General features: G+C 72.4%; 23 protein-coding genes. 15 read left to right on the forward strand and 8 right to left on the reverse strand.

Annotated features, from left to right (window positions below; genetic code table 11):
- Window positions 1-3: 3 nt before the first annotated feature.
- The gene (locus ACZ60E_RS00975) at window positions 4-615 is read right to left on the reverse strand and encodes a hypothetical protein (protein WP_469436709.1); all 612 of its coding nucleotides are present in this window, start codon (window positions 613-615) and stop codon (window positions 4-6) included.
- Between the two features lie 101 nt (window positions 616-716).
- Here ACZ60E_RS00975 and ACZ60E_RS00980 point away from each other — a divergent pair, with 101 nt between their 5' ends.
- The 5 genes from ACZ60E_RS00980 (at window position 717) to ACZ60E_RS01000 (ending at window position 5,236) form a co-directional block, all read left to right on the forward strand.
- Window positions 717-1,502, forward strand: coding sequence for a cyclase family protein (locus tag ACZ60E_RS00980; RefSeq protein ID WP_469436711.1), 786 nt, complete (start codon window positions 717-719; stop codon window positions 1,500-1,502).
- Window positions 1,499-2,002, forward strand: a complete 504-nt coding sequence (locus ACZ60E_RS00985) for a thiamine pyrophosphate-binding protein (RefSeq protein WP_469436714.1) — start codon at window positions 1,499-1,501, stop codon at window positions 2,000-2,002. The genes ACZ60E_RS00980 and ACZ60E_RS00985 overlap by 4 nt, the downstream gene beginning before the upstream one ends.
- Window positions 2,003-2,029: 27 nt before the next feature.
- Window positions 2,030-3,142 (forward strand): thiamine pyrophosphate-binding protein, encoded by a 1,113-nt coding sequence (locus tag ACZ60E_RS00990; RefSeq protein ID WP_469436716.1) that lies wholly within the window; start codon window positions 2,030-2,032, stop codon window positions 3,140-3,142.
- 70 nt (window positions 3,143-3,212) lie between these two features.
- Window positions 3,213-4,535, forward strand: coding sequence for a HEAT repeat domain-containing protein (locus tag ACZ60E_RS00995; RefSeq protein WP_469436718.1), 1,323 nt, complete (start codon window positions 3,213-3,215; stop codon window positions 4,533-4,535).
- A gap of 53 nt (window positions 4,536-4,588) precedes the next feature.
- Window positions 4,589-5,236 (forward strand): CatB-related O-acetyltransferase, encoded by a 648-nt coding sequence (locus ACZ60E_RS01000; protein ID WP_384802726.1) that lies wholly within the window; start codon window positions 4,589-4,591, stop codon window positions 5,234-5,236.
- A 5-nt stretch (window positions 5,237-5,241) separates the two neighbouring features.
- Here ACZ60E_RS01000 and ACZ60E_RS01005 read toward each other — a convergent pair whose 3' ends face one another.
- Entirely contained in the window at window positions 5,242-5,784 is a 543-nt protein-coding gene (locus tag ACZ60E_RS01005; protein WP_469436719.1) for a hypothetical protein, read from the reverse strand.
- Window positions 5,785-6,152: 368 nt separating this feature from the next.
- On the opposite strand from ACZ60E_RS01005, the gene ACZ60E_RS01010 reads away from it, so the two are divergent.
- Together ACZ60E_RS01010 and ACZ60E_RS01015 are read left to right on the forward strand one after the other, a co-directional pair.
- The gene (locus ACZ60E_RS01010) at window positions 6,153-7,817 is read left to right on the forward strand and encodes an alkaline phosphatase D family protein (protein WP_469436721.1); all 1,665 of its coding nucleotides are present in this window, start codon (window positions 6,153-6,155) and stop codon (window positions 7,815-7,817) included.
- A gap of 207 nt (window positions 7,818-8,024) precedes the next feature.
- Window positions 8,025-9,386, forward strand: a complete 1,362-nt coding sequence (locus ACZ60E_RS01015) for a carbohydrate-binding protein (protein WP_469436722.1) — start codon at window positions 8,025-8,027, stop codon at window positions 9,384-9,386.
- 135 nt (window positions 9,387-9,521) lie between these two features.
- Here ACZ60E_RS01015 and ACZ60E_RS01020 read toward each other — a convergent pair whose 3' ends face one another.
- From ACZ60E_RS01020 to ACZ60E_RS01040, 5 genes are read right to left on the reverse strand one after another with little or no spacing between them, the layout of a single operon-like run.
- On the reverse strand, window positions 9,522-10,631 hold the full coding sequence (locus tag ACZ60E_RS01020; RefSeq protein WP_469436725.1) for a serine hydrolase domain-containing protein: 1,110 nt from the start codon (window positions 10,629-10,631) through the stop codon (window positions 9,522-9,524).
- On the reverse strand, window positions 10,628-11,548 hold the full coding sequence (locus ACZ60E_RS01025; protein ID WP_469436728.1) for a DUF6895 family protein: 921 nt from the start codon (window positions 11,546-11,548) through the stop codon (window positions 10,628-10,630). The genes ACZ60E_RS01020 and ACZ60E_RS01025 overlap by 4 nt, the downstream gene beginning before the upstream one ends.
- Window positions 11,545-12,594 (reverse strand): DUF6895 family protein, encoded by a 1,050-nt coding sequence (locus ACZ60E_RS01030; protein WP_469436730.1) that lies wholly within the window; start codon window positions 12,592-12,594, stop codon window positions 11,545-11,547. Before ACZ60E_RS01030 ends, ACZ60E_RS01025 begins: the two co-directional genes overlap by 4 nt.
- Window positions 12,591-13,310 carry a hypothetical protein gene (locus ACZ60E_RS01035; protein WP_469436733.1) on the reverse strand — a complete coding sequence of 240 codons (720 nt, stop codon included), beginning with the start codon at window positions 13,308-13,310 and terminating at the stop codon, window positions 12,591-12,593. The genes ACZ60E_RS01030 and ACZ60E_RS01035 overlap by 4 nt, the downstream gene beginning before the upstream one ends.
- A gap of 12 nt (window positions 13,311-13,322) precedes the next feature.
- Window positions 13,323-13,511, reverse strand: a complete 189-nt coding sequence (locus ACZ60E_RS01040; RefSeq protein WP_384802703.1) for a hypothetical protein — start codon at window positions 13,509-13,511, stop codon at window positions 13,323-13,325.
- A 229-nt stretch (window positions 13,512-13,740) separates the two neighbouring features.
- On the opposite strand from ACZ60E_RS01040, the gene ACZ60E_RS01045 reads away from it, so the two are divergent.
- The 7 genes from ACZ60E_RS01045 (at window position 13,741) to ACZ60E_RS01075 (ending at window position 21,602) form a co-directional block, all read left to right on the forward strand.
- Window positions 13,741-14,841, forward strand: coding sequence for a hypothetical protein (locus tag ACZ60E_RS01045; RefSeq protein ID WP_469436736.1), 1,101 nt, complete (start codon window positions 13,741-13,743; stop codon window positions 14,839-14,841).
- Between the two features lie 107 nt (window positions 14,842-14,948).
- Window positions 14,949-15,374, forward strand: a complete 426-nt coding sequence (locus ACZ60E_RS01050) for a DUF6003 family protein (protein WP_384802697.1) — start codon at window positions 14,949-14,951, stop codon at window positions 15,372-15,374.
- A 177-nt stretch (window positions 15,375-15,551) separates the two neighbouring features.
- Window positions 15,552-16,286: a (2Fe-2S)-binding protein gene (locus tag ACZ60E_RS01055; RefSeq protein ID WP_469436740.1), complete on the forward strand. Its 735-nt coding sequence runs from the start codon at window positions 15,552-15,554 to the stop codon at window positions 16,284-16,286.
- Entirely contained in the window at window positions 16,283-17,278 is a 996-nt protein-coding gene (locus ACZ60E_RS01060) for an FAD binding domain-containing protein (RefSeq protein ID WP_469436743.1), read from the forward strand. Before ACZ60E_RS01055 ends, ACZ60E_RS01060 begins: the two co-directional genes overlap by 4 nt.
- Before the next feature lie 26 nt (window positions 17,279-17,304).
- On the forward strand, window positions 17,305-19,398 hold the full coding sequence (locus ACZ60E_RS01065) for a xanthine dehydrogenase family protein molybdopterin-binding subunit (protein ID WP_469436745.1): 2,094 nt from the start codon (window positions 17,305-17,307) through the stop codon (window positions 19,396-19,398).
- A gap of 90 nt (window positions 19,399-19,488) precedes the next feature.
- On the forward strand, window positions 19,489-20,409 hold the full coding sequence (locus tag ACZ60E_RS01070; RefSeq protein ID WP_469436747.1) for a helix-turn-helix domain-containing protein: 921 nt from the start codon (window positions 19,489-19,491) through the stop codon (window positions 20,407-20,409).
- Between the two features lie 194 nt (window positions 20,410-20,603).
- On the forward strand, window positions 20,604-21,602 hold the full coding sequence (locus ACZ60E_RS01075) for an SMP-30/gluconolactonase/LRE family protein (RefSeq protein ID WP_469438282.1): 999 nt from the start codon (window positions 20,604-20,606) through the stop codon (window positions 21,600-21,602).
- Between the two features lie 37 nt (window positions 21,603-21,639).
- On the opposite strand, the gene ACZ60E_RS01080 is transcribed toward ACZ60E_RS01075, so the two are convergent.
- Entirely contained in the window at window positions 21,640-23,370 is a 1,731-nt protein-coding gene (locus tag ACZ60E_RS01080) for a PucR family transcriptional regulator (protein WP_469436750.1), read from the reverse strand.
- 172 nt (window positions 23,371-23,542) lie between these two features.
- On the opposite strand from ACZ60E_RS01080, the gene ACZ60E_RS01085 reads away from it, so the two are divergent.
- Window positions 23,543-24,802: an aspartate aminotransferase family protein gene (locus tag ACZ60E_RS01085; RefSeq protein WP_469436753.1), complete on the forward strand. Its 1,260-nt coding sequence runs from the start codon at window positions 23,543-23,545 to the stop codon at window positions 24,800-24,802.
- Window positions 24,803-24,815: the final 13 nt, after the last annotated feature.

The raw sequence follows: 24,815 nt of genomic DNA on the forward strand, positions 1-24,815 counted from the left end.
CCGTCAGGCCGGCAGCCACTTGCCGAGGGCGTCGATGAGCCGGTCGAGGGCCGGCCGCTCGGCGGAACGGTCCGTGACGACCGTACGGCCGTCGAACCGCAGCGTGTACTGGAACAGATCGGCCGCGCCCCTGTCCACGGTGGACGCGGGCACGTCGTCCAGCGCCGGGTCCCCGAGCAGCGTACGCAACCGCGTGAACTGGGCCGCGCTGCTGCGGCGTACCTCTGTGTCGCCCTTGTCGCTGGTGCGGACGGTGCCGTCGCCGCGCAGGATCACCTCCTGCTGAACACCGGCGAAGCCGCCGGTGACGGTCATGGTCACCAGCTTCTGCCGCTGTCCTGCGGTGGGCACCGGGGACGGGCTCGCGGAGGGCGGGGCCGTCACCGAGGCGGAAGCAGCGTCCGTCGCCGAAGGGGGCGAGGTCGGGGTAGGGCTGGGGGGTTCGCCGGACGGGGAGGCGGAAGGAGAAGCCGTGGCGCCGGCCGAAGAAGCGGTCGTGCTGCCGGCCGAAGGTTCCGACGACCGCGCCGCGTCCTCGCCGCCGTCTCCGGAACAGCCGGCCAGGCTCAGTACGGTGGCCGCGAACACGGCCGCCGCCGTCGTACTCCTGGGCATCGCGCGCACTCTGCCTCCACCCGCTTTCCGCTCGTCGGACCGGGGCGACTGTCGGTCCCGGCTGCCATGCTGTCAGTTCTTCCGTGATACGAGGAGGCCGCATGTCCGAGCCGTCCGTTCTCGCCGCGCTGGTGGCCGGGTTGCGAGGAGGGTCCATCGAAGTCGTCGACCTCACCTCGCCGTTGTCGTCGTCGACCCCGGTGCTTCAGCTGCCGCCGGAGTTCGGCCAGACCCAGGTGTTCACCCTGGAGGAGATCAGCAGGTACGACGACCGGGGGCCGGCCTGGTACTGGAACAACTTCCGCAGCGGCGAGCACACGGGTACCCATTTCGACGCCCCGAACCACTGGGTGACCGGCAAGGACCTCGCCGACGTGGCGTCCGTACCGGCGGGGCGGCTGATCGCGCCCGCCGCGGTGCTGGACTTCACCGCCGAGGCGGCCAAGGACCCGGACTTCCTCGTGGAGGTGGACCACGTGCGGCGATGGGAGGCCGAGCACGGGCCGCTGCCCGACGGCGGCTGGCTGTTGCTGCGGACAGGGTGGGACGCCCGCTCGCACGAGCAGGAGGCGTTCCTGAACGCCGACGAGAACGGCCCGCACACCCCCGGTCTGTCGCCGGAGTGCGCCCGCTGGGTGGCCGAGGAGTCGCCGGTGATCGGCATCGGCGTCGAGACGGTGGGCACCGACGCCGGACGCGGGCACACCTTCGACCCGGCCTTCCCGTGCCACTCGTACCTGATGGGCAGTGACAAGTACGGGCTCACCCAGTTGCAGAACCTGGCGGCGCTGCCCCCGACCGGCGCCGTCGTCGTCGCCGGACCGCTGCCCATCGTCTCGGGCTCCGGATCCCCGGCCCGGGTGCTCGCCCTGGTGGAGCACTCATGAAGGTCGCGGAGGCCGTCGGACGCGCGCTGTACACGGCCGGGGTCGGCCAGGTCTTCGGCGTCGTCGGATCGGGCAACTTCCATCTGACCAACGCCATGGTCGCGGCGGGAGCGCGGTTCGTCGCCGCACGCCACGAGGGCGGCGCCGCGACGATGGCCGACGCCTACGCCCGCACGAGCGGCACGGTGGCCGCACTGAGCGTCCATCAGGGACCGGGCCTCACGAACGCGATGACCGGCATCGCCGAAGCGGCCAAGAGCCGTACGCCGCTGCTGGTGCTGGCGGCCGAGGTGACCGAGCAGAGGTCCAACTTCCACATCGACCAGGCGGCGCTGGCCCGGGCGGTGGGCGCGGTCCCGCTGCGGATCACCTCGGCCGACCACGCGGTGGAGCAGGCCTGCGCGGCGGTCGCACGAGCCGTGCACGAGCGGCGGACCGTGCTGCTCAACGTGCCCCTGCCGGTGCAGTCCCTGGACGTTCCCGAAGGTGCCCTGGCATAGGCGGCACCACCGCGGGAACGGGCGGCGGTGCGGCCGTCGCCGGACGACGTGGCGGCGTTGGTGCGCGTCCTCGAAGAGGCACGGCGACCGCTCTTCGTGGCCGGCCGCGGAGCACGCTCACCGGGAGCACGGGCCGCGCTCGAAGCACTCGCCGACCGTTACGGGGCCCTGCTGGCGACGTCGGCCGTGGCGCGCGGCCTGTTCCACGGCAACCCGTGGTCGATCGACGTGTCCGGAGGCTTCTCGTCCCCTCTGACGGCCGAACTGATCGAGGCCGCGGACACGATCGTGGGCTGGGGCTGCGCCCTGAACATGTGGACGATGCGGCACGGCCGGCTGATCGGCGCCGGCGCGACCGTCGTACAGGTCGACGACGACGCGTCGGCGCTCGGCGTACACCGGGAGGTACGGCTCGGCGTCACCGGCGACGTGGAACTCACCGCCCGCCACGCCCTGGAGACCGGCGGCACCGCGGAACGGCAGGGCTACCGGACGGCCGACATCGCCGAGGCCATCACCGCACGCGTGCGCTGGCGGGACGTGCCGTACGAGGACGACAGCAGCCGTGAGCGGATCGACCCGCGCACGCTGAGCATCGCCCTCGACGACATCCTGCCCGCGGAGCGCGTCATCGGTGTGGACTCCGGCAACTTCATGGGCCACCCGAGCATGTATCTGTCGGTGCCGGACGAGAACGGCCTGTGTTTCACGCAGGCGTTCCAGGCGATCGGCCTGGGCCTCGCGACCGCGATCGGCGCGGCCCTCGCACGGCCGGACCGGCTCGCGGTGGCGGCGCTCGGCGACGGCGGGGCCATGATGGGCGCCGCGGAGTTCGACACGGTCCGCCGGCTCGGACTGCCGATGGTCGTGGTCGTCTACAACGACGATGCCTACGGAGCGGAAGTACACCACTTCGGACCGGACGGACACCCCCTGGCGGCGGTCGAGTTCCCGCCGACGGACATCGCCGCGGTGGCCCGGGGCTACGGCTTCGAAGCGGTGACCGTGCGCACGCCGACGGACCTGAAAGCCGTCGAGGACTGGGTCGCGGGACCCCGGTCCGCCCCCTTGCTCATCGACGCGAAGGTCACCCGGGACCACGGGTCGTGGTGGCTCGAAGAGGCGTTCCGAGGCCACTGACCGGACACGCACCCGGGCTGCGGAAGCGCAACCCCACGGCATCTCATGCGTCTCCCTTACAGGGGGTGCCATGGGGACGGAACAGCAAATCGCCTATTTTCTAGGAGAGTTGAGGGACGCCAACCCGCACAGCGACTCGCACGCCAACCCGCACACCGACCCGCACGCGAACCTGGAGCGACGTGCGGCGGCGGCGAAGGGCCTCGGCAGGATCGGCCGACCCGAGCACGCCGGAGCCCTCGTCGAGGCTGCCGACGACCCCGTACCGGCGGTGCGCGCGGCGGCGGCCCTGGGACTCGGCCGACTCGCCCGACTCGGCCGCCCGAGCGTACCGGCGGCGGGCGGCACCGTACTGCCGGGGCTGATGCGTGACACGGACCCCTGGGTGCGCCGCCGGGCCTCGGTCGCCGCGATTCGGCTGAAGCTGACGGGCCCGACGGTCACGGACGCGTTCGTGGACCTGCTCGACGACCCGGACCACCACCTGCGGATCAACGCCCTGGACGGCCTCAACGCGTTGGGTGTGACGGGCGATGTCGCGGCGCTGGCACGGCTGCTCGGCGATCCGGAGGGCGCGGTGTGGGGACGCGCCTGGAAGCTGCTGTACCGGTTCCGCGACGACCCGGCCGTCCACGCGGAGGTGATCCGCACGGCCCGGGAGGGCGAGGGCGCCGCCAGGGCGCAGGTCCTGGAGATGCTGCCGAGGGACTGCACAGAGCGGTTGCTCGACTCGCTGCTCACCGGACTGCGCGACCCGTCCCCCCAGGTGCGGTACGCGGTGGCCCGACGGCTGCTGGACCTGAAAAGTCACTCGGCGCGGGACGCCCTGGTCGACACCCTGCGGACGGAACGGGACCCGGAGGTCGCGGGCCTGCTGCTGAGCGGACTCGGGTGGCACGGCGAGCGGCGGGTGACCGACCTCGCGGTGCGATGGCTCGGCGACACCCGGGCCGGACGGGATGCCGCGACCGCTCTCGGACACCTCGGCACCGGGACCGCCGTGGAGCATCTCCGCAGAGCACTCACCGACAGGGCGCTGCCGACGAGCACCAGGGGAGCCGCCGCGGTGGAGGTCGGCAGGGCGGGCAGACGGGACGCGGTGTGGCTGCTGCTCCCGCTCCTCGACGACCCCGGAGCCGAGGTGCGCGCGGGAGCGGTGGACGGCCTGGGCGCACTCGTCCACGACGGCCTCCGCTTCTGGGAACGCCGCCCCGTGGCGGAAGCGCTCACCGCCCACCTCGCATCCGAAAGGGACGACACCTGGCGCACCTGCAACGCACTCGACGGCCTGAACGAGGCGCTCCCCGCCCTCCGCCGCCTGGCGGACGAGGCCGCGTCTGATGAGGTCCGGGGGGCCGCACGCAAACTTCTGAACGCGGCCGAAGCCGACTGACTTGCGTGCGCGATCATGGGGCCCGTCATCGACATATGAGGAGTTGATCCGTGATGCCGGCCGTTCCCGCCGATCCCGATGTGGTGCATCCGATGCCCGAGCAGCCCCGGGTGGTGCTCCTGCGGCCCTTGGTCACCTCGCCGTTGATCGAGGTGGGGGAGTACTCCTACTACGACGATCCGGACGACCCGACGGCCTTCGAGACCCGCAATGTGCTGTATCACTACGGGCCGGAGAAGCTGGTGATCGGCAAGTACTGCGCGCTGGGCGAAGGCGTGCGGTTCATCATGAACGGGGCCAACCATCGGATGGACGGTCCCTCCACGTTCCCCTTCCCGATCATGGGAGGGGACTGGGCCGAGCACTTCGACCTGATCACCGGGCTGCCGGGCCGGGGCGACACCGTGGTCGGCAACGACGTCTGGTTCGGATACCGGACCATGGTGATGCCCGGGGTCCGGATCGGGCACGGGGCGATCATCGCCTCCGGGGCCGTCGTGGTCGACGACGTGCCCGACTACGGCATCGTCGGCGGCAACCCGGCCAAGCTCCTGCGGCGCCGGTACGCCGACGAGGACATCGCCCGGCTGCTGGCTCTCGCCTGGTGGGACTGGCCCGCCGAGCACATCAGCGGGCACGTCCGGACCATCATGTCGGGCAGCATCGACGACCTTGAGGCCGCGGCTCCGGGCGCGGCCTGAGCCGCCTAAGCCTGGGAGCAGCCGGACCCCTCGGCGGCGCCGCCGTTCCTGAGCGCCGCGTCCATGGTGGTCAGGCGCCGGTGCTGACGGGAGCTGTTGATGATGCTCCAGCCGGTGAAGGCCACGGCGAACAGCGAGAAGCCGATGGCCTGGCGCTCCTCGCCGGCCAGGGCCGACAGGGCGGTGATCGAGCCGAGGACGACCGTGACGAGGACGAGGGCCGCAACGCGGTGCCGTGAACGGTACAGGCGCCGGTCCACCAGTCCGCGCATGGCGTCGCGCTCCGCCGGATCGGCGGGCACATCACCCCTGCGCACCTTGCGTTCCAGCGCGACGAGGTTCTCCGTGCCGCCGACCGCGCGCTTCTCCTCGCGCCGGGCGGCGAGCACCACGACGACGACCATGACCGAGATGAGGGCCGTGCGGATCACGGCGGAGAGGACCGAGGACTCCGGGAACAGGAGCACCACCAGGGCGCTGGCGATGACGGTCGACAGGGTGACTTGCAGCCACACGTGCTTGCCGAGAAAAGTGGTGAAGCGTTCCATGGTCCGTCCCCCGCGGTCGGATCGATTCCGGTTGATACCGGTCGTTTCCGCCCTGGACGCGGACCCGTCGGCGGACGGTTCCGGTCCGTGGGGCCAGGGCGACGGCGAGGAGGACCCCGGGTCGCCGCACCATCGTCCGCAACCGGTCAAGTCCGGCACGAAAAACGGATGGTGACGGTCCGGATGGCTGGACGGCCCGGGGCTGTCCCCTCGTGTGCGGCGCGAACGCCCCGCCATCTCCACGATTGCGGCATTTATGCGCTTTATCCGTTTAACATGCGGTGATCCACTTCCGGCGGCCCTGTGACCTGGTCGCACGCAGCCGGTGGGTCCGTTGTGCGTGTCGTCAACCGTGAGAGGAGGCCTCCATGGCCCCGGCAGGCCGTCACAGAGCGCTGACGCAGGACACCTCGGCACGACACGACCCCGAACTGCGCGCCGCCGCAGGGCATTTCGGGCGCCGCCGGTTCCTCACGGTGACCGCCGCAGCCGCCGCCCTCGCCTTCGGCACCCAGCTGCCGGCCCGGGGCGTGGCAGGCACCGGGGAACTGGACGCGGCGAGGATCCCCACCGATCCGTTCACGCTCGGCGTCGCCTCGGGAGACCCGCTGCCCAGCTCCGTGCTGCTGTGGACCCGCCTCGCGCCCGCCCCGTACGAACCGGGCGGCGGGCTGCCCGGGCAGTACGTGGCCGTCGAGTGGGAGGTGTCCACCGACGAGTTCTTCGCCCTGACGGTCCGCAGGGGCACCGCCGTCGCCTTCCCCGAGTACAACCACAGCCTGCACGTGGAGGTCGAGGGCCTCGAAGCCGGCCGGGTCTACTACTACCGGTTCAGGACCGGGACCTGGATCAGCGATACCGGCCGGACCCGTACGGCGCCCGCCACCGCGGCCGCCGTCGCGAAGCTCACCTACGCGGCCGTGGCCTGCCAGGCGTACCACGACGGGTACTTCACCGTGCACCGCCATCTCGCCCAGGACGACGTCGACGTGGTCTTCCACCTGGGGGACTACCTCTACGAGTACGCCGTCGACTCCGTGGGCGGCGCGCGCGACTACAAGGACCGGAAACTGCCCGACCTCTACAACCGCGAGACCAAGACCCTCGACGACTACCGGCTGCGCTACGCCCTCTACAAGAGCGATCCGGATCTGCAGGCGGCGCACGCGGCGCATCCCTTCGTCGTCACCTGGGACGACCACGAGACCGAGAACAACTACGCGGGCGCGATCAGCGAGAACAACGACCCGCCGCAGGAGTTCCTGCTGCGGCGCGCGGCGGCCTACCGGGCGCACTGGGAGAACCAGCCCCTGCGCAACGCCCAACTGCCCAACGGCCCGGACGCCCAGCTCTACCGCCGGCTCCAGTGGGGCACCCTCGCCCAGTTCGACGTCCTCGACACCCGCCAGTACCGCTCCGACCAGGCGTACGGGGACACGCTGCACGCCCCCGGTCCCGAGACGGACGACCCGGAACGCTCCATCACGGGGGCGGCGCAGGAGAAGTGGCTGATCGACGGCTGGCGTGCCTCGCAGAACCTGTGGAACGTCATGGCGCAACAGGTGTGCTTCTCGCAGCGCAGATTCGATGTCGGCGCCGAGGCGCGGACGTCCATGGACGCCTGGGACGGCTACCGTGCCTCGCGCCGACGCGTCCTCGACGGCGCGGACTCCGCCGGAGTCGACAACCTGGTCGTCATGACGGGGGACGTGCACGTCGGGTACGCCTTCGACATCAAGGAGGACTTCGACGACCCGGCGTCGAAGACACTGGCCACGGAGATCGTCGCCACCTCGGTCACCAGCGGCAAGAACGGCGCGGACAGGCCCGGCAACTGGGACACCTACCTCAAGGCCAACCCGCACTTGAAGTTCTACAACGGGCGGCGCGGTTATGTGCGGGTCGCCCTGGACACTACGAAGGCCCGGGCCGACTACCGGACCGTCTCCGCCGTGACGACACCCGGCGCACCGATCACCACAGCCGCGTCCTTCGTGACCGAGGCGGGCGATCCGGGCCTCAAGGCCGTCTGACGAGCGCCGTCCGCCCTACCGCCGCCCTTCCCGCGAACGATCGCGGACGGTCGCAGGACATCAGTACCCGGACAGGGTGCTCCCCGGCATCCGGTACTCCGCCGGGCGGGTCCTTCACGTCGTCCGAAGTGCCGAACCATCCGAATCCGAACATTTTCTGAGTCCATGTCGGCAAGGTCTAGATACCCGAGAACGAGGAGTCACCCGATGGTCCCCAGACACGCCGGCCGAGCCGCCCGGACCGCCCTGACCGTGTTCGGCGCAGTCGCGCTCACCGCGCTGCCCGCAGCCGCGGCCGCCGAGCCGCCCGCGCCGGCGCCGTCCTCCGCGCAGACGCTCGGCGCCGACCGGCCCTCGGCCGTCGTGCTGCGCGCGATGCAGCGCGACCTGCGGCTGACGGGCCCACAGGCCAAGGCGCGGCTGGTGAACGAGGCCGAGGCGGGCACCCGCGCCGGCCGGCTCCAGAACGTACTGGGCAAGCACTTCGCGGGCGCCTGGGTGCACGGCACGACCTCCGCAGGACTGACCGTCGCCACGACCGACGCCGCCGGTGTCGCCGCCATCAAGGCCGACGGGGCGCAGGCGAAGGTCGTCAAGAACGCGCTGAAGGACCTGAACACCGCCAAGTCGAAGCTGGACGCCGCCGCGGCGGGTAAGTCCCTCGACACGCCCGTCCGGTACGTCGACGTACGGACCAACCTCGTGACCGTGCAGGCGACGAGCCGCGCCGCCGCCGACAAACTCGTCGCGGCGGCCGGCATCGACCGGCGGCTCGTGGAGGTCAAGGTGTCGGCGGACCGGCCGCGCGCCCTGCACGACGTCCGGGGCGGCGACGCGTACTACATCGACGACAAGGCCCGCTGCTCGGTGGGCTTCTCCGTGACCAAGGGGGAGCAGCAGGGATTCGCCAGCGCAGGGCACTGCGGGAAGGCGGGCGCCAAGACCACCGGCTTCAACAAGGTCGCCCAGGGCACCTTCGAGGCCTCGGTCTTCCCCGGGCAGGACATGTCCTGGGTGAGCGTCAACAGCGAGTGGACCGCCACACCCGCCGTCAAGGGCGAGGGTGACACGAACGTGCAGGTCGCCGGCTCCGTACAGGCGCTGGTGGGTGCGGCGATCTGCCGATCCGGCTCGACCACCGGCTGGCACTGCGGCACGATCGAGCAGCACGACACCACCGTGAGCTACGCCGAGGGCGACATCAACGGAGTGACCCGTACGACCGTGTGCGCGGAACCGGGTGACTCCGGTGGCTCCTACATGTCCGGCACCCAGGCCCAGGGCGTCACCTCCGGAGGCAGCGGCGACTGCAAGTCCGGCGGCATCACGTTCCACCAGCCCATCAACCCGCTGCTCACCACGTACGGTCTGACGCTCAAGACCGTCCCCGGCCAGAGCGGCACGCCCGCCCCGGCGGACGGCCGGACGGTCGGCTGGACCACGGGCCGGGTGTACGAGACCGGGACCCGCGTGACCTACGACGGTGTCTCGTACCAGTGTCTGCAGACGCACCAGGCGCAGGGAGCGTGGCAGCCCCGCCTCACGCCGGCCCTGTGGCAGCGCCTCTGACGGTCACTCGGCCGCGGCGACGCGGCGTCACGTCGGCGCGGGGTGCCTGTCTCCGGACACGGCCCTCGCGCCTTCGTGTGCGCCCGGTGCGGCCTGTGCCCGGCGAGCCCGACGCGAGAGGGATGCGGCCGGGTCTCACATCCCGGCCAGCAGCCCGTACGCCGTCGCCACGAAGGTGTCTCGGGTCCTGAAGCGGCGGGTGCACACGGCGGCCAGGGCCGTTCCGATGTCCGGCCTGAAGCCCAGGAAGGCCTGCTGACCGAGTGTGGCCCCCGAGTGGAAGTACATGGGGCCGTGGCCGGTGGGGTGCTGGAACCAGGCGACCGTGTGCACATGCCGGTGCCCCCACCCGCGCCGGAGGACCGGACGGCGTACCGCCCGCAGCGCGTCGGCCAGGGTGGCGTCGGCGGGAGCCGGGCCCGACGGTTCCAGGTGTGCTTCGAGGAACGTCAGCAGGTCGGGCGGGGTGGCCCGGACGGCGCCGGCCGACTGGAATCCGCCGACGGTCAACGGGGGTGTGGGCGTGGTGCCGTCGGCGCGGTGTCCGGTGGCGTCCTCGGCCGGCCCGCCGGGGCAAAGGGTGGTGCCGCTCAGCCCGAGAGGCCGCAGCACCCGGCCGCCGAGCAGGTCGTCCCAGGGGGTCGCGGTCGCCGCGCTCAGGGCGTGGCCGAGCACGGCGACACCGTAGTTGGAGTAGTGCCAGCGGGTGCCGGGCCGCCGGTCCCGCCGACGGCGCAGAAAGGCGTCGACCACCCTCCGGTCCGGATAGCCGGCGTACGGGTTGGTGTGCCAGGTGGGCAGGGCCCGCAGGAAGAAGTCGGCGGGCAGGGCAGGCAGTCCTGAGGTGTGGGTGACCAGGTGCGCGAGAGTGACGGGGTCCCGGCCCGCCGGGCGGGCCGGATCCAGGCAGACGGCGGCCGGTTCACCCGCGGACAGGGTGCCCGACTCGGTCAGCTGGGCCAGGAGCAGCCCGGTGAACGTCTTGGAGGCCGAACCGATCTCGTAGCGCAGTCGGTCGCGGGGAACGGACGGAGGCGTCCCGGTGCCTCCGCAGCGGACCGTGCGGTGACCGTCCCGGGAGAGGGCGAAGACGACGTCGGGCGCGTCGACGGCGGCGACGGCGTCGTCGAGCAGTTCCGGTACCGTCCCGCCGTCCGGGAGCGGCCGCGTCGAGGGGCGGGCCGGCGGGGGTTCGCCGGTGAAGCCGAGGGGAACGCCCGGCCAGGGCTCACGTCGTGGTGTCATGCCGGTGCGTGGGCGAGCTGCGTCAGCGCGCGGGACGTGGCCAGTACGGAGGCGAACGCGGCCACCAGCGTCGGGTGGTAGACGAGGTCGAAGATCTCTTCGCGGTCGCCCTCGGGCATGGTGCGCACGGCGGGCATCGCCCCGTCGGGCTGCTGGGCGGCGGCGAAGCCTTCCCAGGCCCGCTCGTCCAGGGTGGGGCGCGGCAGACAGGCGTCGACGACGAGGAGTTCGCCGAGGAGGTCCCAGCGCTCCAGGTCGAGCCAGTCGTCGAGCCAGACCGGCAGCCAGGTGGCGAGGTAGTCGGCGAGCGCGGGCGGCAGTCCGGCCGTGTTCTCTCCCCAGTCGGTGAGGTGGAAGACGGTGTGGGTGATGTCGTACGCGATGTGTCCCTCGACGGTCCAGGGTTCGGGGGTGCGGCCGAGCCACGTCATGCTGAGGACCTCGGACTCCGGCGGCCGGGGTGACAGGCCGAAGCGGCGCTGGAACGCGGACAGGCCGAGGCGGCGCACCGGCGGCACCTCGTAGGCGGCGAAGCTCTCCAACCGCTGGTTGAGGCGGAAGGCCTCTTCGATCCCGGGGTGGCTGTATCCCAGTTCCTTGAACGGGAGATAGACCTCGAACGGGATGGGGGAGAGGGGCTCGATGCGCTGGCCGCGGACCAGCATCCGGCCGCCGTCCAGCGTGTCGCGCCACGCGTGGTCGAGCAACTGCCGTGCCAGCTGGGCCTGTCGGGAGCCGGCCACGCCTTCGCGGAACAACACCTTGCAGATGAGGGCCAGTTCGCCGACCGGCTTGAAGCGTTCGAGGAAGCCGACCTCCGGGTCGACGTCCTGTTCCAGGCGGAATCCGTCCCGGTGGGCGTGCAGCCACTCCAGGGCGCCGGTTCCGACCGTGTGGATGAGGCGGGTGCTGGTCATCTCGACACTCCTCGCCCACCCCGGCCCGGATGCGCCGCGTGCTCGAAGGCACGTGCCTTCTCCGGCTCCACGCCGTCGTCGGCGCTCGCGCGCAGACGGTGGGTGGTCAGCACGGCGGCGAAGGCCGTCATCAGGGTCGAGTGGTAGCAGCGGATGAAATCGTGCGCGGCCGGCAGACCGTCCCGTCCGGAGCCGGAACCGGAGCCGGAACCGGTGTCAGTGCTGGTGCTTGTATCCGTTCCGGTGCCGATTTCGGGGACGGCGCCGGACGCGTCCTGTGCTCGTGCGAGCTTCGCCCAGGCCTCCCGAAGCATCGGCCGGTCCGGTGGGCCCGGCAGGCTGCCTGCCACGGCCAGCAGTTCACAGCTGAGGTCCCACTGCTCGGCGTCCAGACAGGTGTCCAGCCAGGGCGGCAGCCACAGCCGGAGATAGCCGTCGATCCGCGGGGGAACGTTCCGCGGAGTCAGGCCCCAGTCGGTGAGGTGGAAGACCACATGGGTGAGCGTGTAGCCGGCGGCCCGTTCGAACGTCCAGGGCTCCGGCAGACCGCCCAGCCAGGTGCGCGACAGCGCCCGTCCCATGTCGTCCCGTTGCGGGATGCCGCTGCGCCGGAGGGAGTTGAGGACGCTGAGGCGCCGGTTGGGCTCCTGCTCCGTGAGCTGCCAGCCACGGGTGCGGGCCACCGTCGCGACGGCCTCTTCGTAGCCGGTGTGGCGCAGCCCGGCCGACGCGAACGCCGCGTAGATCTCCAGCGGATACGTGGCGAAGGGTTCCAACCGCTGCAGTTCCAGGAAGAGAGAGCCCTGCCCGGTCTGGTGCCAGGCGAAGGTCAGCAGGTCGGCGGCTGCCACGTGCAGCGGGTCGGTGGGCTCGGTGTGCCGGCGGACGCTGACGCACACCTGCGCCAGTTCGCCGAGGGGCTTCCAGGTGCGGTTCACATGGCCGTGCTCGGCGAGTGCGTCGTCGCCGAGCTCGAACGCGCCGCGGTGGGCGGACACCCAGGCCAACGCGGCCTCGCCCAGTTCCCGGACGTCGCGCGCCGTCACACCCGTACTCCGGCGCGCAGCAGTCGTGCCGCCTCGACCTGCAGTGCCACGCGTGGATCGTCGCAGCCCATCTGTGCCACGAACTCAAGCCCTGACTCCAGCCCGAGGGTGTCCGGCACATCGTCGAGGAGGACCAGCCAGCGTCCCGCTCCCGCCGCCTGGAGCCAGTCGCGGCGACGCACTGCCCGGACGAATCCCCGGGCGACGTCGACGGGGCGGCCACGGGCCACGCGGGTCACCGCGCAATCCTCGCCGGGGACCGCGAGCGGGGCCAGCACGGCGAGTTGGTGGGTCAGTGACTGCCACGAGGCGTTGTCGAGCCAGGTGGCGTCGAGTTCCGCGTCGCTGCCCGGCATGCCGTCGGGGGAGCCGAGGGACGCGTCAAGTCGCTGAAGTGTCCGCTCCATGGCCCAGTGACTCCACACCGAGGTGGGGGAGGCGTCCGGGGGAGGCGGGTAGGCCCGCACGGCCCTGCCGAACACGGCGAGGTCGTCGGGCTCGGACGGCGTGCGGCGCAGGACGCTCGGCAGGGCGGCGTCGGCCCCCACCACCCGCAGGGCGGCGAGGGTGATGCCGTCCGCGGCTTCGGGGGTGCCGACGCCCGGGACGCTGCCGGTCAACCGGAACGGGCCCCCGCTCCGAAGAGCGGAGACCAGTTCCGACGTGAGGCCCTGCACCGCGCCCGCGAGGCGGGTCGAAGTGCCTGACTGCTCCATGTGAGTGTCCCGTCAGCCCTTCTTCGGCCGCGGGGTCGGAGGCGACAGGAGCACTGCGCCCTGTCCGGCCGCCAGCGCGAGGGCCGCACATTCGCGGCTGTCGCGGAAGGTGCCGTCCGCCTCGGTCGGGTCGAGAGCCGCCTCGATGTCCAGGCCCTGGACCTCGGTGAGCTCGTCGGTCAGAAACTCGGTCGAAGACATACCACTATCCCCTTTGCGAGAGACATGTTCTTCTCGGTTCTCGAAGGTACGAGTGACCGTTATGTCCAAACGTATTCATAGAAGTCGCATTTGTCTCTTCGGTAGTTCTTTCAACTTCTCCCGCCTCACGCCCCACCTGCCGGATCCCGGCAACAACCGGCGCGTCACAGGGCCCAGTTCACTCATGTTCTTCCGGCTCCCGCCCCATGAGAATGTGCTGGTGACGCGCGTGAGCACCGAAATATCCGCTGAAGTACCGCCTGTAGTACGGCGTTCAAGGAACCGTGGGCAGCTGATCGGTGCCGCGGTCGTCGCCGCCGTGTGCACGCTGGCGGCGGCATGGCTGCTGCTGATCAGCACACCCGCGGCCCTCGGCGAGGGGCACGCCTTCAAGACCGCGTCCCGCTGCGCCCCGGACGACAGTCCCTCCGGCAGCGGCGCCTCCGACGACTGCCTGCGGACCGTGAGCGCACGCATCGACCACACCGAGCACGTACAGGGCCGTAAGACACCCTCGTACCGCCTGTACGTCGTGGAGGCGGACGGCACCGAGGGCCGTGCCACCCTCGGAGGCGATCCCTCGCACCGCCCGGTCGCCTCCCCCGGAGCGGACGTCCGGGTCACCTACTGGCGGGGACGGATCCGGTACGTCGACCTCGCCACCGGGCGCAAGTACTCCCACGCTGACCCGCGCGACGACTACAAGGTCGTCGCCACCCCGGGCCTCGCCATCGGCTTCTACGGCGCGGGCTTCCTCTGGTGCTGGTTCTGGATGGCACTGCACTCCCGGGTGGCCAGGAGGGCGCACCCGTGGGACATCGGCCTGCCCTTCCTGGCAGCCGTCTGCCTGGCACTCGTCGGCGCGCTCGCCCCGTGGGCCACCGACGACATGGGAGCGGCGCTCCTTCTCGTCGCACAGGCCACCGTGGTCGCGGTCGCCGTCTGCGTGGTGACCGCCGTGTTCCTGCGCCGACGCACTCGAGGTGACGACACCGTCGACATGCCGCCCTCCGTACCCACGGAGGAGCAGCACTTCCCGGGCCGGATCGTGGGCGAGGTCCCCTACGCCGAGCACGGCACCCACCTGCTGGCCGCTGCCGGCCTCCTGGCGACGACCATGGGCCACCCGGGTGCGGCCCACCGCCGGGCGGTGCCGCGCACCCTGACCCCGCTGCGCGTCCGTCATCCGTACTGGTCCGACCCCTCGCCGCCCGGGCTCCGGGGCCGGACCTGCGTCCTGGAGTGCGAGGACGGAGGTGTACCCGTACTGATCGTCACCGACCGGCAGCGCATGCCGTGGGTGCTCGGGGCCCTGACCCCGCGACCGTGAACCAGCCGGTGATCGTCGGCCGGGCCGGCCGGTCCGAAGAGCGGCGGTAATCCGGAGGCGGCGGGGTAGAGGGAAGTCGACCGAACCCCGTTGAGAAGGAGCCGAGGATGACCGACGACGCCTACCTGTTCCTGCTCGACGACGCGGCCGTGCGGCTCGGCGTGCCCCCGGCCGCCGTCGGTGACCTCGCCTGCATGGAGACTCCCGCGGTACGAGCATGGCTGGACGCCCAGGGAACGACGGCGACCGCGCCGGAGCTGCGCCTGCTGCCGCCGGAGGAGACGGACTCCGTCCCCGAGGGCGCGGAACGGCTGCCGGTGCCGCTGAGCGACGAGGAACTGAGCCGGGTGCGCGGACGGACCGGTCCGGAGGCGATCGCGCGGATCGAGGAGCAGTTGCTGTCCTATCGCGACATCGCGGACGGCCGGGACGAGCTGATCGGACGGGCGCTGGCCGCGGGTGTGGCACCGCACCGCATCGTGGAGCTGACCGGCGAGGACCCGGCGACGGTCACGGCCGCGGCCGGCGGCTGACAAGGGTCGGGGATTGGGCCGCCCGAACGCCCCCTGCGCACGCCCTCCCGCACGCCCTCCCGCACGCCCCCCCGTACGCCTCCCCGTACGGCTCCGACGTGCGGGGAGGTCCGGCGGGCCGCAGCCTGGACACGTGAGCTGCGTGGTCCGGAGTGCCGTCGGAAGGTCATGAACAGCATGGGCAGCCCGAGAAACAGCCCGAGAAGCAGTGCGGACAACAGCCTGAGCGGCAGCCCGACGAACGGCTCGGCCGCGGACGACGGGACCGGCCGCCCGGACAGCCCGGGCGCCGCCCGTCGGGGGGAACGCATCCCCTCGTCACCCGATCGCCACCACTCCGAGGTGACGCTGCGGGTGAACGGCAGACCGCGCACGCTCGTCGTCGACCACCGTTCCGTCCTGCTGGACGTGCTGCGCGAGCAGCTCCACCTCACCGGTGCCAAGAAGGGCTGCGACCACGGCCAGTGCGGTGCCTGCACGGTCCTGGTGGACGGCCGCCGCGTCAACAGCTGTCTGCTGCCCGCCGTGGCCCAGGACGGCTGCGACATCATGACGGTGGAGGGACTCGCCGCCGATGACGACGTCGACGGCGATGACCACAACGACGGTGATGACCGCGTCGAGGGCGGAGAACGGCCGGCGGACGGCGAGCTGCACCCCCTGCAGCGGGCCTTCATCGACCGCGATGCCTTCCAGTGCGGCTACTGCACACCCGGACAGCTCTGCAGCGCCGTCGGCGCGATCGCGGAGGCCCAGTCCGGCCACCCCTCGCACGTGACGGACCCGGGCACCCCGTCCGGGGAGCCCATGCCACTCGGTCCCGACGAGATCCGCGAGCGGCTCAGCGGCAACCTCTGCCGCTGCGGCGCCTACCCCAACATCGTGCGGGCCGTCGAGGACGTGATCCGGTGAAACCCCTCGCCTACGCACGCGCCGGCAGTGTCGAGGAGGCCGCAGAGCTGTACGCGGCCCACCCCGGCGCCCGCTATCTCGGCGGCGGCACCAACCTGGTGGACCTGATGAAACTCGGCGTGGAGGAACCGTCCACGCTGGTCGACGTCAGCAGGCTGCCCCTGGACACGGTGGACGAACTGCCCGACGGATCGGTACGGATCGGCGCCACGGTCCGCAACAGCGACCTCGCCGCCCACCCCACGGTCCGTGACCGCTATCCGGCGCTCTCCCAGGCACTCCTGGCCGGGGCCTCCGGGCAGCTGCGCAACGCGGCCACCACCGGCGGCAATCTGCTCCAGCGCACCCGCTGCCCGTACTTCCAGGACACCGACAAGCCCTGCAACAAGCGGGTTCCCGGCTCCGGTTGCGGCGCCCTGGACGGCGTACACCGTGATCACGCGGTGCTCGGGCACTCTCCGCAGTGCATCGCCACGCATCCGTCGGACATGGCCGTGGCACTGGCCGCCCTGGACGCGGTGGTCGAACTGCACGGGGCCGACGGGCCGCGGACCGTTCCTGTGGCGGAGTTCCACCGGCTGCCCGGGGACCGTCCCGAACAGGACACGATGATCCGCCCCGGTGAGCTGATCACCGGTGTGGTCCTGCCGGGTGCGACGGCCGGGCTGCCCTCGCTGTACCGCAAGGCCCGCGACCGGGCCTCGTACGCCTTCGCCCTCGCCTCTGTCGCCGCGGTGCTCGACGTGGAGGACGGTGTCGTCCGGCGGGTCGGCCTCGCCTTCGGGGGAGTGGCCCACCGGCCCTGGCGGGCCAGGATCGCGGAGGAGGCACTGCTGGGCGCGGCGCCGACGACGGCCGCGTTCGAGCGGGCCGCGGACCTCGAACTCGCCGCCGCCCGGCCGCTGCGCGACAACGGCTACAAGGTCCGGCTGGCCCGCAATCTCGCGGTGGACGCCCTGCAACGGCTCGCGCCGCCCACCACCAGCACCTGACCGGAAACCCAGCAGAAGGAGCAGTCATGGCCGACACCGGCACCGCGCTGGGCGCGCCCGCCGAGCGCCGGGAGGGCCGGGACAAGGTCACCGGCAGGGCCCGCTACGCCGCCGAACAGACCGATCCCGGCAGGGCCCACGCCTGGCCGGTGGTCGCCGGGATCGCCCGCGGGACAGTCCGTACCGTCGACGCGGACGCCGCCCTGGCGCTGCCCGGGGTCCTCTCCGTCCTCACCCACGAGAACGCGCCCCGGCTCGCCCCCGCCGACGATCCCACGCTCTCCGTGCTGCAGGACCCGCGCGTGCCGCACCACGGCTGGTTCGTCGCCCTGGTCGTCGGCGAGACCCTGGAGGCTGCCCGCGCGGGCGCCGCCGCGGTCCGGGTCGCGTACGACGTGGAGGAACACGACGTCACCCTGACCGACGACCATCCCGAGGCCTACGCGCCCGAGAAGGCCAACGGCGGTTTCCCGGCACGCCGCGAACAGGGCGACCCCGAGGGCGCGTTCGCGTCCGCCGAGGTCCGCGTCGACTCCCGCTACCGCGTACCGCCGCTGCACAACCACCCCATGGAACCGCACGCGGCGACCGCCCGCTGGGACGGCGACCGACTCGTCGTGCACGACTCCAGCCAGGGCGCCACGACCGTACGCGCCACCCTGGCCTCACTGTTCGAGCTGTCCGAGGACGACGTCACCGTCATCAGCGAACACGTCGGCGGCGGGTTCGGATCCAAGGGCACCCCGCGGCCCCATGTGGTGCTCGCCGTGATGGCGGCACGGGAGACCGGACGCCCCGTCACCGTCGCGCTGCCCCGGCGTTTCCTGCCCGCCGTCGTCGGTCACCGGGCGCCCACCCTGCACCGGCTCCGCCTGGGCGCCACCGCGGACGGCACCCTCACCTCGTCCCTCCACGAGGTCACCACCCACACCTCCCGCATCAAGGAGTTCGTGGAGCAGGCCGCCGTACCCAGCCGGATCATGTACGCGGCACCCCACCGGCTCAGCTCCCACCGGGTGGTGCCGCTGGACGTGCCCAGCCCGTCCTGGATGCGCGCACCCGGCGAGGCACCGGGCATGTACGCCCTGGAGTCGGCCATGGACGAACTCGCCCTGGCAGCGGGCCTGGACCCCGTGGAACTGCGCATCACCAACGAGCCGGACACCGAACCCGACAGCGGCAGACCGTTCAGCAGCCGTCACCTCGTCGACTGCCTGCGGGAGGGCGCGCGGCGCTTCGACTGGGCGGCACGCGACCCCCGTCCCCGGTTCCGTTCCGAGGGCCCGCTCCTCGTCGGCACGGGGGTGGCCTCCGCGACCTATCCGGTGATGGCCAGTCCGGCGCGGGCGGAGGCGCACGCGACTCCCGACGGCGGTTTCGTCGTCCGCATCAACGCCACCGACATCGGCACCGGCGCCCGTACCGTCCTCGCCCAGGTCGCCGCCGACGCACTCCGCGTCCCCCTGGACCGCGTACGCGCCGACATCGGCAACAGCGACCTGCCGTCCGCACCACTGGCCGGCGGCTCATCCGGTACGGCGTCCTGGGGCTGGGCCGTCCACGAGGCCTGTACGCGGCTGGCGTCGAGCCTCGCCGAGCACACCGGCCCCCTGCCGTCCGAAGGGCTCCGGGCGCTTGCGGACACGGCGGGCACCGCCGACGCCGACAGCCCCTACTCCCGGCACGCCTTCGGCGCGCACTTCGCCGAGGTCACGGTCGACACGGTGACCGGAGAGGTCCGGGTACGCCGACTCCTTGGCGTCTATGCCGCCGGACACATCCTCAACGCCCGTACCGCGCGCTCCCAGTTCATCGGCGCCATGACCATGGGCCTGGGCATGGCGCTGACCGAGAGCAGCACCATGGACGCCGCGTCCGGCGACTTCGTGGAGCGCGACCTCGCCGCGTACCACGTCCCGGCCCATGCCGACGTGCCCGACATCGAGGCGCACTGGATCGACGAGGACGACCCGCATCTCAACCCGATGGGCAGCAAGGGCATCGGCGAGATCGGCGTCGTCGGCACGGCCGCCGCCATCGGCAACGCCGTCCACCACGCCACGGGCGTCCGCCACCGCGAACTGCCCCTGACCCCGGACCGGGTGCTCGCGGGCCTGTAGACAGGCCCCTCGGGCTTGCAGGCAGACCCCGCCGATCCCTACCCCGGCGGGGTGAGGCGCCGACCGGCGGCGGTCCGCATACTCGGTGTCATGAACAAGCACGACGGGCACCTCGCCGAGTTCCTCCAGGCACGCCGGAGCCAACTGCGCCCCGAGGACGTGGGGTTGCGGACCTACGGCGAGCGGCGCCGCGTGCCGGGGCTGCGCCGGGAGGAACTCGCGATGCTCGCCGGCATCAGCGCGCCCTACTACACCCGCCTGGAACAGGGCCAGTCGCGCAACGCCTCACGCGAGGTGCTGGACGCCGTGGCGAGCGCCCTGCGACTGGACGACTCCGAGCGCGCCCATCTGCACACCCTGGCCAGTGCGCCCAGGCGGCGCGGGCCCGGCGCACGGCCGCGTCCCGAACGCATCACTCCCGCGACCAGTGCCCTGCTGGCGGCCGTCGACGGCACCCCCGCCGTCGTGATCGGGCGCCGCAGCGACGTCCTGGCCTGGAACCGCCCGGGGCACGGGCTGTTCGCGGGGCACCTCGATCCGGACAGCCCGGACGATCCCGGCAGCGCGGGCGGTCCGGGGCGTCGGCCGAACATGGCCAGGCTGGTGTTCCTGGACGCGCACACCCGGGACCTGTACACCGACTGGCCCGCCAAGGCCAGGGCCGTCGTGGGCAATCTGCGGCTGACGGCCGGACGGTACCCGGACGACCCGCTGCTGGCCGCGCTGATCGGTGAACTGACCATGCGCAGCCGGGAGTTCGCCACGATGTGGGCCGACCACCGGGTGCTCGCCTGCGATGTCGCCGACTACGAGATGCGCCATCCGCTGGTCGGGACCCTGACCGTCACCCAGCAGACACTGCAGAGCCCCCAGGGGGACGGACCGTCCTTGGTGGTGGCCACCGCCGACCCCGGCTCCCCGTCCGCGGCGGCCCTGGCGCTGCTCGCCCATGCCACCGCACCCCGGGACGCGGACCGGCCAGACCACGCCGCCGAGTCCCGCACGGCCTGACCCGCCGACCCCGCTGACCGGCTGACCTGTTGACCCACTGACCCGCTGACCTGCACCGCCTGACCCGCGCTCTTCGCGGGGCGGTCGCACCCTCACGCCCTCTCACCGAGGCGCCCTCGACCACGGCGCCGCACCGCGGCTGCCGCATGCCCGAAACCAGAGAAGGAACCATGACGAACCGCACACCGAACCGCATGTCGAGTCCCACGTCGAACCGGCGTGTCAAGACACTCATGGCCGCCGTCGCGGTGGCCGCCGCCACCCTCGCCTCGGCCCTGCCGGCCGACGCCACCCCCACCCGTACCACCCGCGAACCGCTGACCGACGTACGGATCGCCACCCACTTCGACGTGTCCGCGGGTCAACTGCCGGAGAACATAGCCCTGTTGCCCGACGGCACCGCGGCCGTCACCTTCGCCGCGAGCCGTCAGGTGGCCGAGGTGAGCCCCCGGGGCGCGACCCGCGTCCTGGCGACCCTGCCCGCGCCCGCCGACGGCGGAGTCCACACCCCCGCCCTCGGCTTCCCGCTGGCCACCGGCATCGCCCGCACCCCGGACGGCACCCTGTACGTGCTGTACGCGACCGGAACCGCCGACCTGACAGGCTTGTGGCGGCTGCGCCCCGGGAAGGCCCCGCAGCGCATCGCCGCACTGCCCGAGGACGGACTGCCCAACGGACTGGCCCTGGACGAACGCGGCAAGAACCTCTACATCACCGACTCGGTGCTCGGCACGGTGTGGACCGTCCCCGTCACCGGCGGCACCCCCACCGCCTGGTCCGCCGCACCCGAACTCGCCCCGGCCGGCTTCCTCGGAGTCAACGGGGCGAAGGTGCACGACGGCGCGCTCTGGGTGACCAACCTCGACAAGGGCACGCTCCTGCGTATCCCGATCCGCCCGGGAAACCGCGCGGGCACCCCGCAGATCAAGGCGTCGGACCCGGACCTGGTCGGAATCGACGACTTCGCCTTCACCGGACACGGCGACGACGTCCTGGCCACGCTCAACACCACCAACAGGGTCGTGCGCATCCGGCCCGACGGCACCCGGACCACCGTCCTGGACACCGCCGACGGACTCCAGAACCCCAGCTCCGTGGCGCTGCGCGGCAAGGAGGTGTACGTGCTCAGCGCCGCCTACGCCACGGCCACCGACCCCAACCTGCTGCGCGCACGCCTGCGCGGCCACCTGTAGAGCCCGGCCGTGCTCGACGGCGGAGCGGCGACCGGTCTCAGGTCGCCGCTCCGCCCTCCCGCAGGACGTCGAGGGCCGTGAGGGCCACATGCAGTCCGGTACGCCGCTCACCGGATTCGAGATCGCAGTCGAGCAGCCGCTCGATGGTGCGCAGACGCTGGTAGACGGTCTCCCGGGACAGCCCGCCGAGCCGGGCGGCACCGGTCTTGCTGCCCGCGGCGTCCAGATAGTGCCGCAGGGTCCTCAGGAGTTCGGTGCCGTGCCGGACGTCGTGGTCGATGAGCCGGCCGAGCTGCCGTTCGGCGTACTCCTGGACACGGGTGTCCTCGCGCAGCGCGTACAGCAGGCGGCGCAGTCCGATGTCGGACAGTTCGTTGTACGACCTGCCCGTGGTGAGGGGCCGGCCCGGACGGGTGGCTTCCGCGACGCGGGACGCCTCACGGAAGGAACGGGCGGTGCGGGCCAGGTCCATGACCTCGGAACCGACGCTCACGACGGCACACGGATCCACCTCCAGCGCGGTACGGCCCAGTTGCTCGACGACGGACCGCCACGGCTGGGACGGGCGCAGGGCCAGCAGGATGCCCAGCCGCGCGGGCGCCAGTACGCCGACCAGCGCGGCTGTGCCCGTCGTCCGGAGCTCCTGGGACAGACGGGCCTCCAGACCGGTGCCGTCGACGGGCGCCCGGGTGTCCATCAGGACCGCGAGGAAGACGGTGCCCTCGGTGGGCAGGCCCAGCGCGGCGAGGCGCGCGCGGGCGTCGGCGGGGGAGCGGTGGCGCTGCTCGACGAGGTCGCGCAGGGCGCTCCGGTGCGCTGTGCGCTCCCAGGGCGTGGTGTGGATGAGGCGGGCGATCGTCAGGGCCATCGCCGTCCGCTCCAGGACGGTGACGTCCTGCGGCCCGAACACCGCCGACGGCGCCGGGGGCGGCAGCATGGCGACGCGTCCCCAGAGTTCGCCCTGATACTCCACGGGGGCCACGAGCCAGCCCTCCGGGCCGGTCACTTCCGGACCGGTCACCTCCGAGCCGGTCACTTCGGGGCCGGTCACCTCCGGACGGGCGGTCCGGGGGGCCTGCTCATGCTGCGTCGCCCTGGAGCGCTGCTCCCAGCCGGTCAGTGCCTCGTCCACCGTGCTGCCGGACGGCTCGCAGAGCAGCGCCTGATGCACCAGGTTCTCCAGGACGACCGTGCGGCCACTCATCTGCGCCGCCGCGCGGACGACGTCCTCGGGTCCGGCGCCGCGCAGCGTCAGGGCGGTGAACGCCTCGTGGATGCGCTGGGTCCGGCGCACGGCGTCCGCCTGGCTGCCGAGGATGAGGGTGTGGACGACCTGGGTCACCTCAAGGAAGTTGACGTCCTCGGCCAGGGTGACGAGCGGCAGGCCACGGACGCGGCACGCCTGGATGAGCGGGCCGGGCGGGCGGTGGTAGCGCCGTACGAGTTCGATGACCAGGGCCGCGGCCCCGACGTCGGCCAGCTCGTCGACGTAGCGGCGTACGCCCGCCGGGTCCTCGGGCAGCGGCATACCGGTGGTCAGGACGAGTTCGCCGCCCTTGAGGAAGGAGGCGGGGTCGGTGAGTTCGGTGATGTGGACCCAGCGGACCGGCCGGTCGAGGCGCGTCGCCCCGGCGACCACCTCCGGTCTGCCCGCGGCCAGGACGGGCAGGGCCAGGACGTCGGCGACGGTGAGCGCGCGGCCCGCGGGAGCTGTGCCCGGCGGCCCTTCGGCCAGCGACGTCCGGGGCGTTTCGGCGTACTCGCTCATGGTGCGTGCCTGCCCGCCCGGACCCTGTGACAAGCGTGGCTGACCTGCGCACGGTTGACACAACGTCCGAACCCCGCCGCCGTGCCGGACAGTTCACGCATTGCCGCCTGCCGCCCCGGTCGAGATGCTCGCCCTTCCGGAGCAGACGACGACGCACGGCCGGGAGACGCACATGACCGCACTGTCGCCGCACCTTCGCCAGGCCACTCCCGTGGTGGCCGTCCGGGGAGAGGGCGTCCACCTCTTCGGTGAGGACGGCCGCCGCTATCTCGACTTCACCGCGGGCATCGGTGTCACCAGCACCGGACACTGCCACCCGAGGGTCGTCGAAGCCGCCCAGGAGCAGGTGGGCACACTGATCCACGGCCAGTACACGACGGTCATGCACGAGCCGCTGCGCCGGCTCGCCGACAGACTCGGCGAGGTGCTGCCCGCCGGCCTCGACAGCCTGTTCTTCACCAACTCCGGGAGCGAGGCGGTGGAGGCCGCGCTGCGGCTGGCCCGGCAGGCCACCGGCCGCCCGAACGTGCTGGTCTGCCACGGCGGATTCCACGGCAGGACCGTGGCCGCCGCCGCCATGACGACGTCCGGCACCCGTTTCCGCTCCGGGTTCTCCCCGCTGATGAGCGGCGTGGTCGTCACCCCGTTCCCGACGGCCTACCGGTACGGCTGGGACGAGGAGACCGCCACCCGCTTCGCCCTCCAAGAGCTCGACTACACGCTCCAGACGATCTCCTCGCCCGCCGACACGGCCGCCGTCATCGTCGAACCGGTGCTCGGCGAGGGCGGTTACGTCCCCGCGACCCGCGCCTTCATGGAAGGGCTGCGGGAACGCGCCGACCGGCACGGCTTCCTGCTGATCCTGGACGAGGTGCAGACGGGGGTGGGCCGCACCGGCCGGTTCTGGGGACACGACCACTTCGGTGTCACCCCCGACATCCTGGTCACCGCCAAGGGGCTGGCCAGCGGATTCCCGCTGTCCGGCATCGCCGCCTCCGAGGAACTGATGGCCAAGGCATGGCCCGGCTCGCAGGGCGGCACCTACGGCGCCAACGCGGTGGCGTGCGCCGCGGCCTGCGCGACCCTCGACGTCGTACGCGACGAGAAGCTGGTCGAGAACGCCGAGGCGATGGGGGCACGCCTGCGCCGGGGCCTGGCTGCGGTGGCCGACCGGACGCCCGCCATCGGGGACGTGCGCGGCCTCGGGCTGATGCTGGGCAGCGAGTTCGTCGACGCGGACGGCGGCCCCGACCCCGGGACCGCCTCCCGCGTCCAGCGGGCCGCCGTCGACGAGGGCCTGCTCCTGCTGCTGTGCGGCGCCTGGAACCAGGTCGTCCGCATGATCCCGGCGCTGGTGATCGACGAGACGGCGGTGGACGCGGGCCTTGAGGCGTGGGCGGCGGCGGTGGAGGCCGGTACATCACCGGCCTAGACCGCCGCCGCTG

This window comes from Streptomyces sp. NPDC102514 (assembly GCF_055584525.1).

Bases quoted from the DNA above. Each gene is read 5' to 3' on its own strand.
- ACZ60E_RS01085 (WP_469436753.1), top strand. From the start codon at position 23,543: ATGACCGCACTGTCGCCGCACCTTCGCCAGGCCACTCCCGTGGTGGCC.
- ACZ60E_RS01080 (WP_469436750.1), bottom strand. From the start codon at position 23,370: ATGAGCGAGTACGCCGAAACGCCCCGGACGTCGCTGGCCGAAGGGCCG.
- ACZ60E_RS01035 (WP_469436733.1), bottom strand. From the start codon at position 13,310: ATGGAGCAGTCAGGCACTTCGACCCGCCTCGCGGGCGCGGTGCAGGGC.
- ACZ60E_RS01025 (WP_469436728.1), bottom strand. From the start codon at position 11,548: ATGACCAGCACCCGCCTCATCCACACGGTCGGAACCGGCGCCCTGGAG.
- ACZ60E_RS01000 (WP_384802726.1), top strand. From the start codon at position 4,589: ATGCCGGCCGTTCCCGCCGATCCCGATGTGGTGCATCCGATGCCCGAG.
- ACZ60E_RS00995 (WP_469436718.1), top strand. From the start codon at position 3,213: ATGGGGACGGAACAGCAAATCGCCTATTTTCTAGGAGAGTTGAGGGAC.
- ACZ60E_RS00975 (WP_469436709.1), bottom strand. From the start codon at position 615: ATGCCCAGGAGTACGACGGCGGCGGCCGTGTTCGCGGCCACCGTACTG.
- ACZ60E_RS01010 (WP_469436721.1), top strand. From the start codon at position 6,153: ATGGCCCCGGCAGGCCGTCACAGAGCGCTGACGCAGGACACCTCGGCA.
- ACZ60E_RS01055 (WP_469436740.1), top strand. From the start codon at position 15,552: ATGGGCAGCCCGAGAAACAGCCCGAGAAGCAGTGCGGACAACAGCCTG.
- ACZ60E_RS01070 (WP_469436747.1), top strand. From the start codon at position 19,489: ATGAACAAGCACGACGGGCACCTCGCCGAGTTCCTCCAGGCACGCCGG.
- ACZ60E_RS01015 (WP_469436722.1), top strand. From the start codon at position 8,025: ATGGTCCCCAGACACGCCGGCCGAGCCGCCCGGACCGCCCTGACCGTG.
- ACZ60E_RS01020 (WP_469436725.1), bottom strand. From the start codon at position 10,631: ATGACACCACGACGTGAGCCCTGGCCGGGCGTTCCCCTCGGCTTCACC.
- ACZ60E_RS00985 (WP_469436714.1), top strand. From the start codon at position 1,499: ATGAAGGTCGCGGAGGCCGTCGGACGCGCGCTGTACACGGCCGGGGTC.
- ACZ60E_RS01065 (WP_469436745.1), top strand. From the start codon at position 17,305: ATGGCCGACACCGGCACCGCGCTGGGCGCGCCCGCCGAGCGCCGGGAG.
- ACZ60E_RS01075 (WP_469438282.1), top strand. From the start codon at position 20,604: ATGTCGAGTCCCACGTCGAACCGGCGTGTCAAGACACTCATGGCCGCC.
- ACZ60E_RS01005 (WP_469436719.1), bottom strand. From the start codon at position 5,784: ATGGAACGCTTCACCACTTTTCTCGGCAAGCACGTGTGGCTGCAAGTC.
- ACZ60E_RS00980 (WP_469436711.1), top strand. From the start codon at position 717: ATGTCCGAGCCGTCCGTTCTCGCCGCGCTGGTGGCCGGGTTGCGAGGA.
- ACZ60E_RS01040 (WP_384802703.1), bottom strand. From the start codon at position 13,511: ATGTCTTCGACCGAGTTTCTGACCGACGAGCTCACCGAGGTCCAGGGC.
- ACZ60E_RS01050 (WP_384802697.1), top strand. From the start codon at position 14,949: ATGACCGACGACGCCTACCTGTTCCTGCTCGACGACGCGGCCGTGCGG.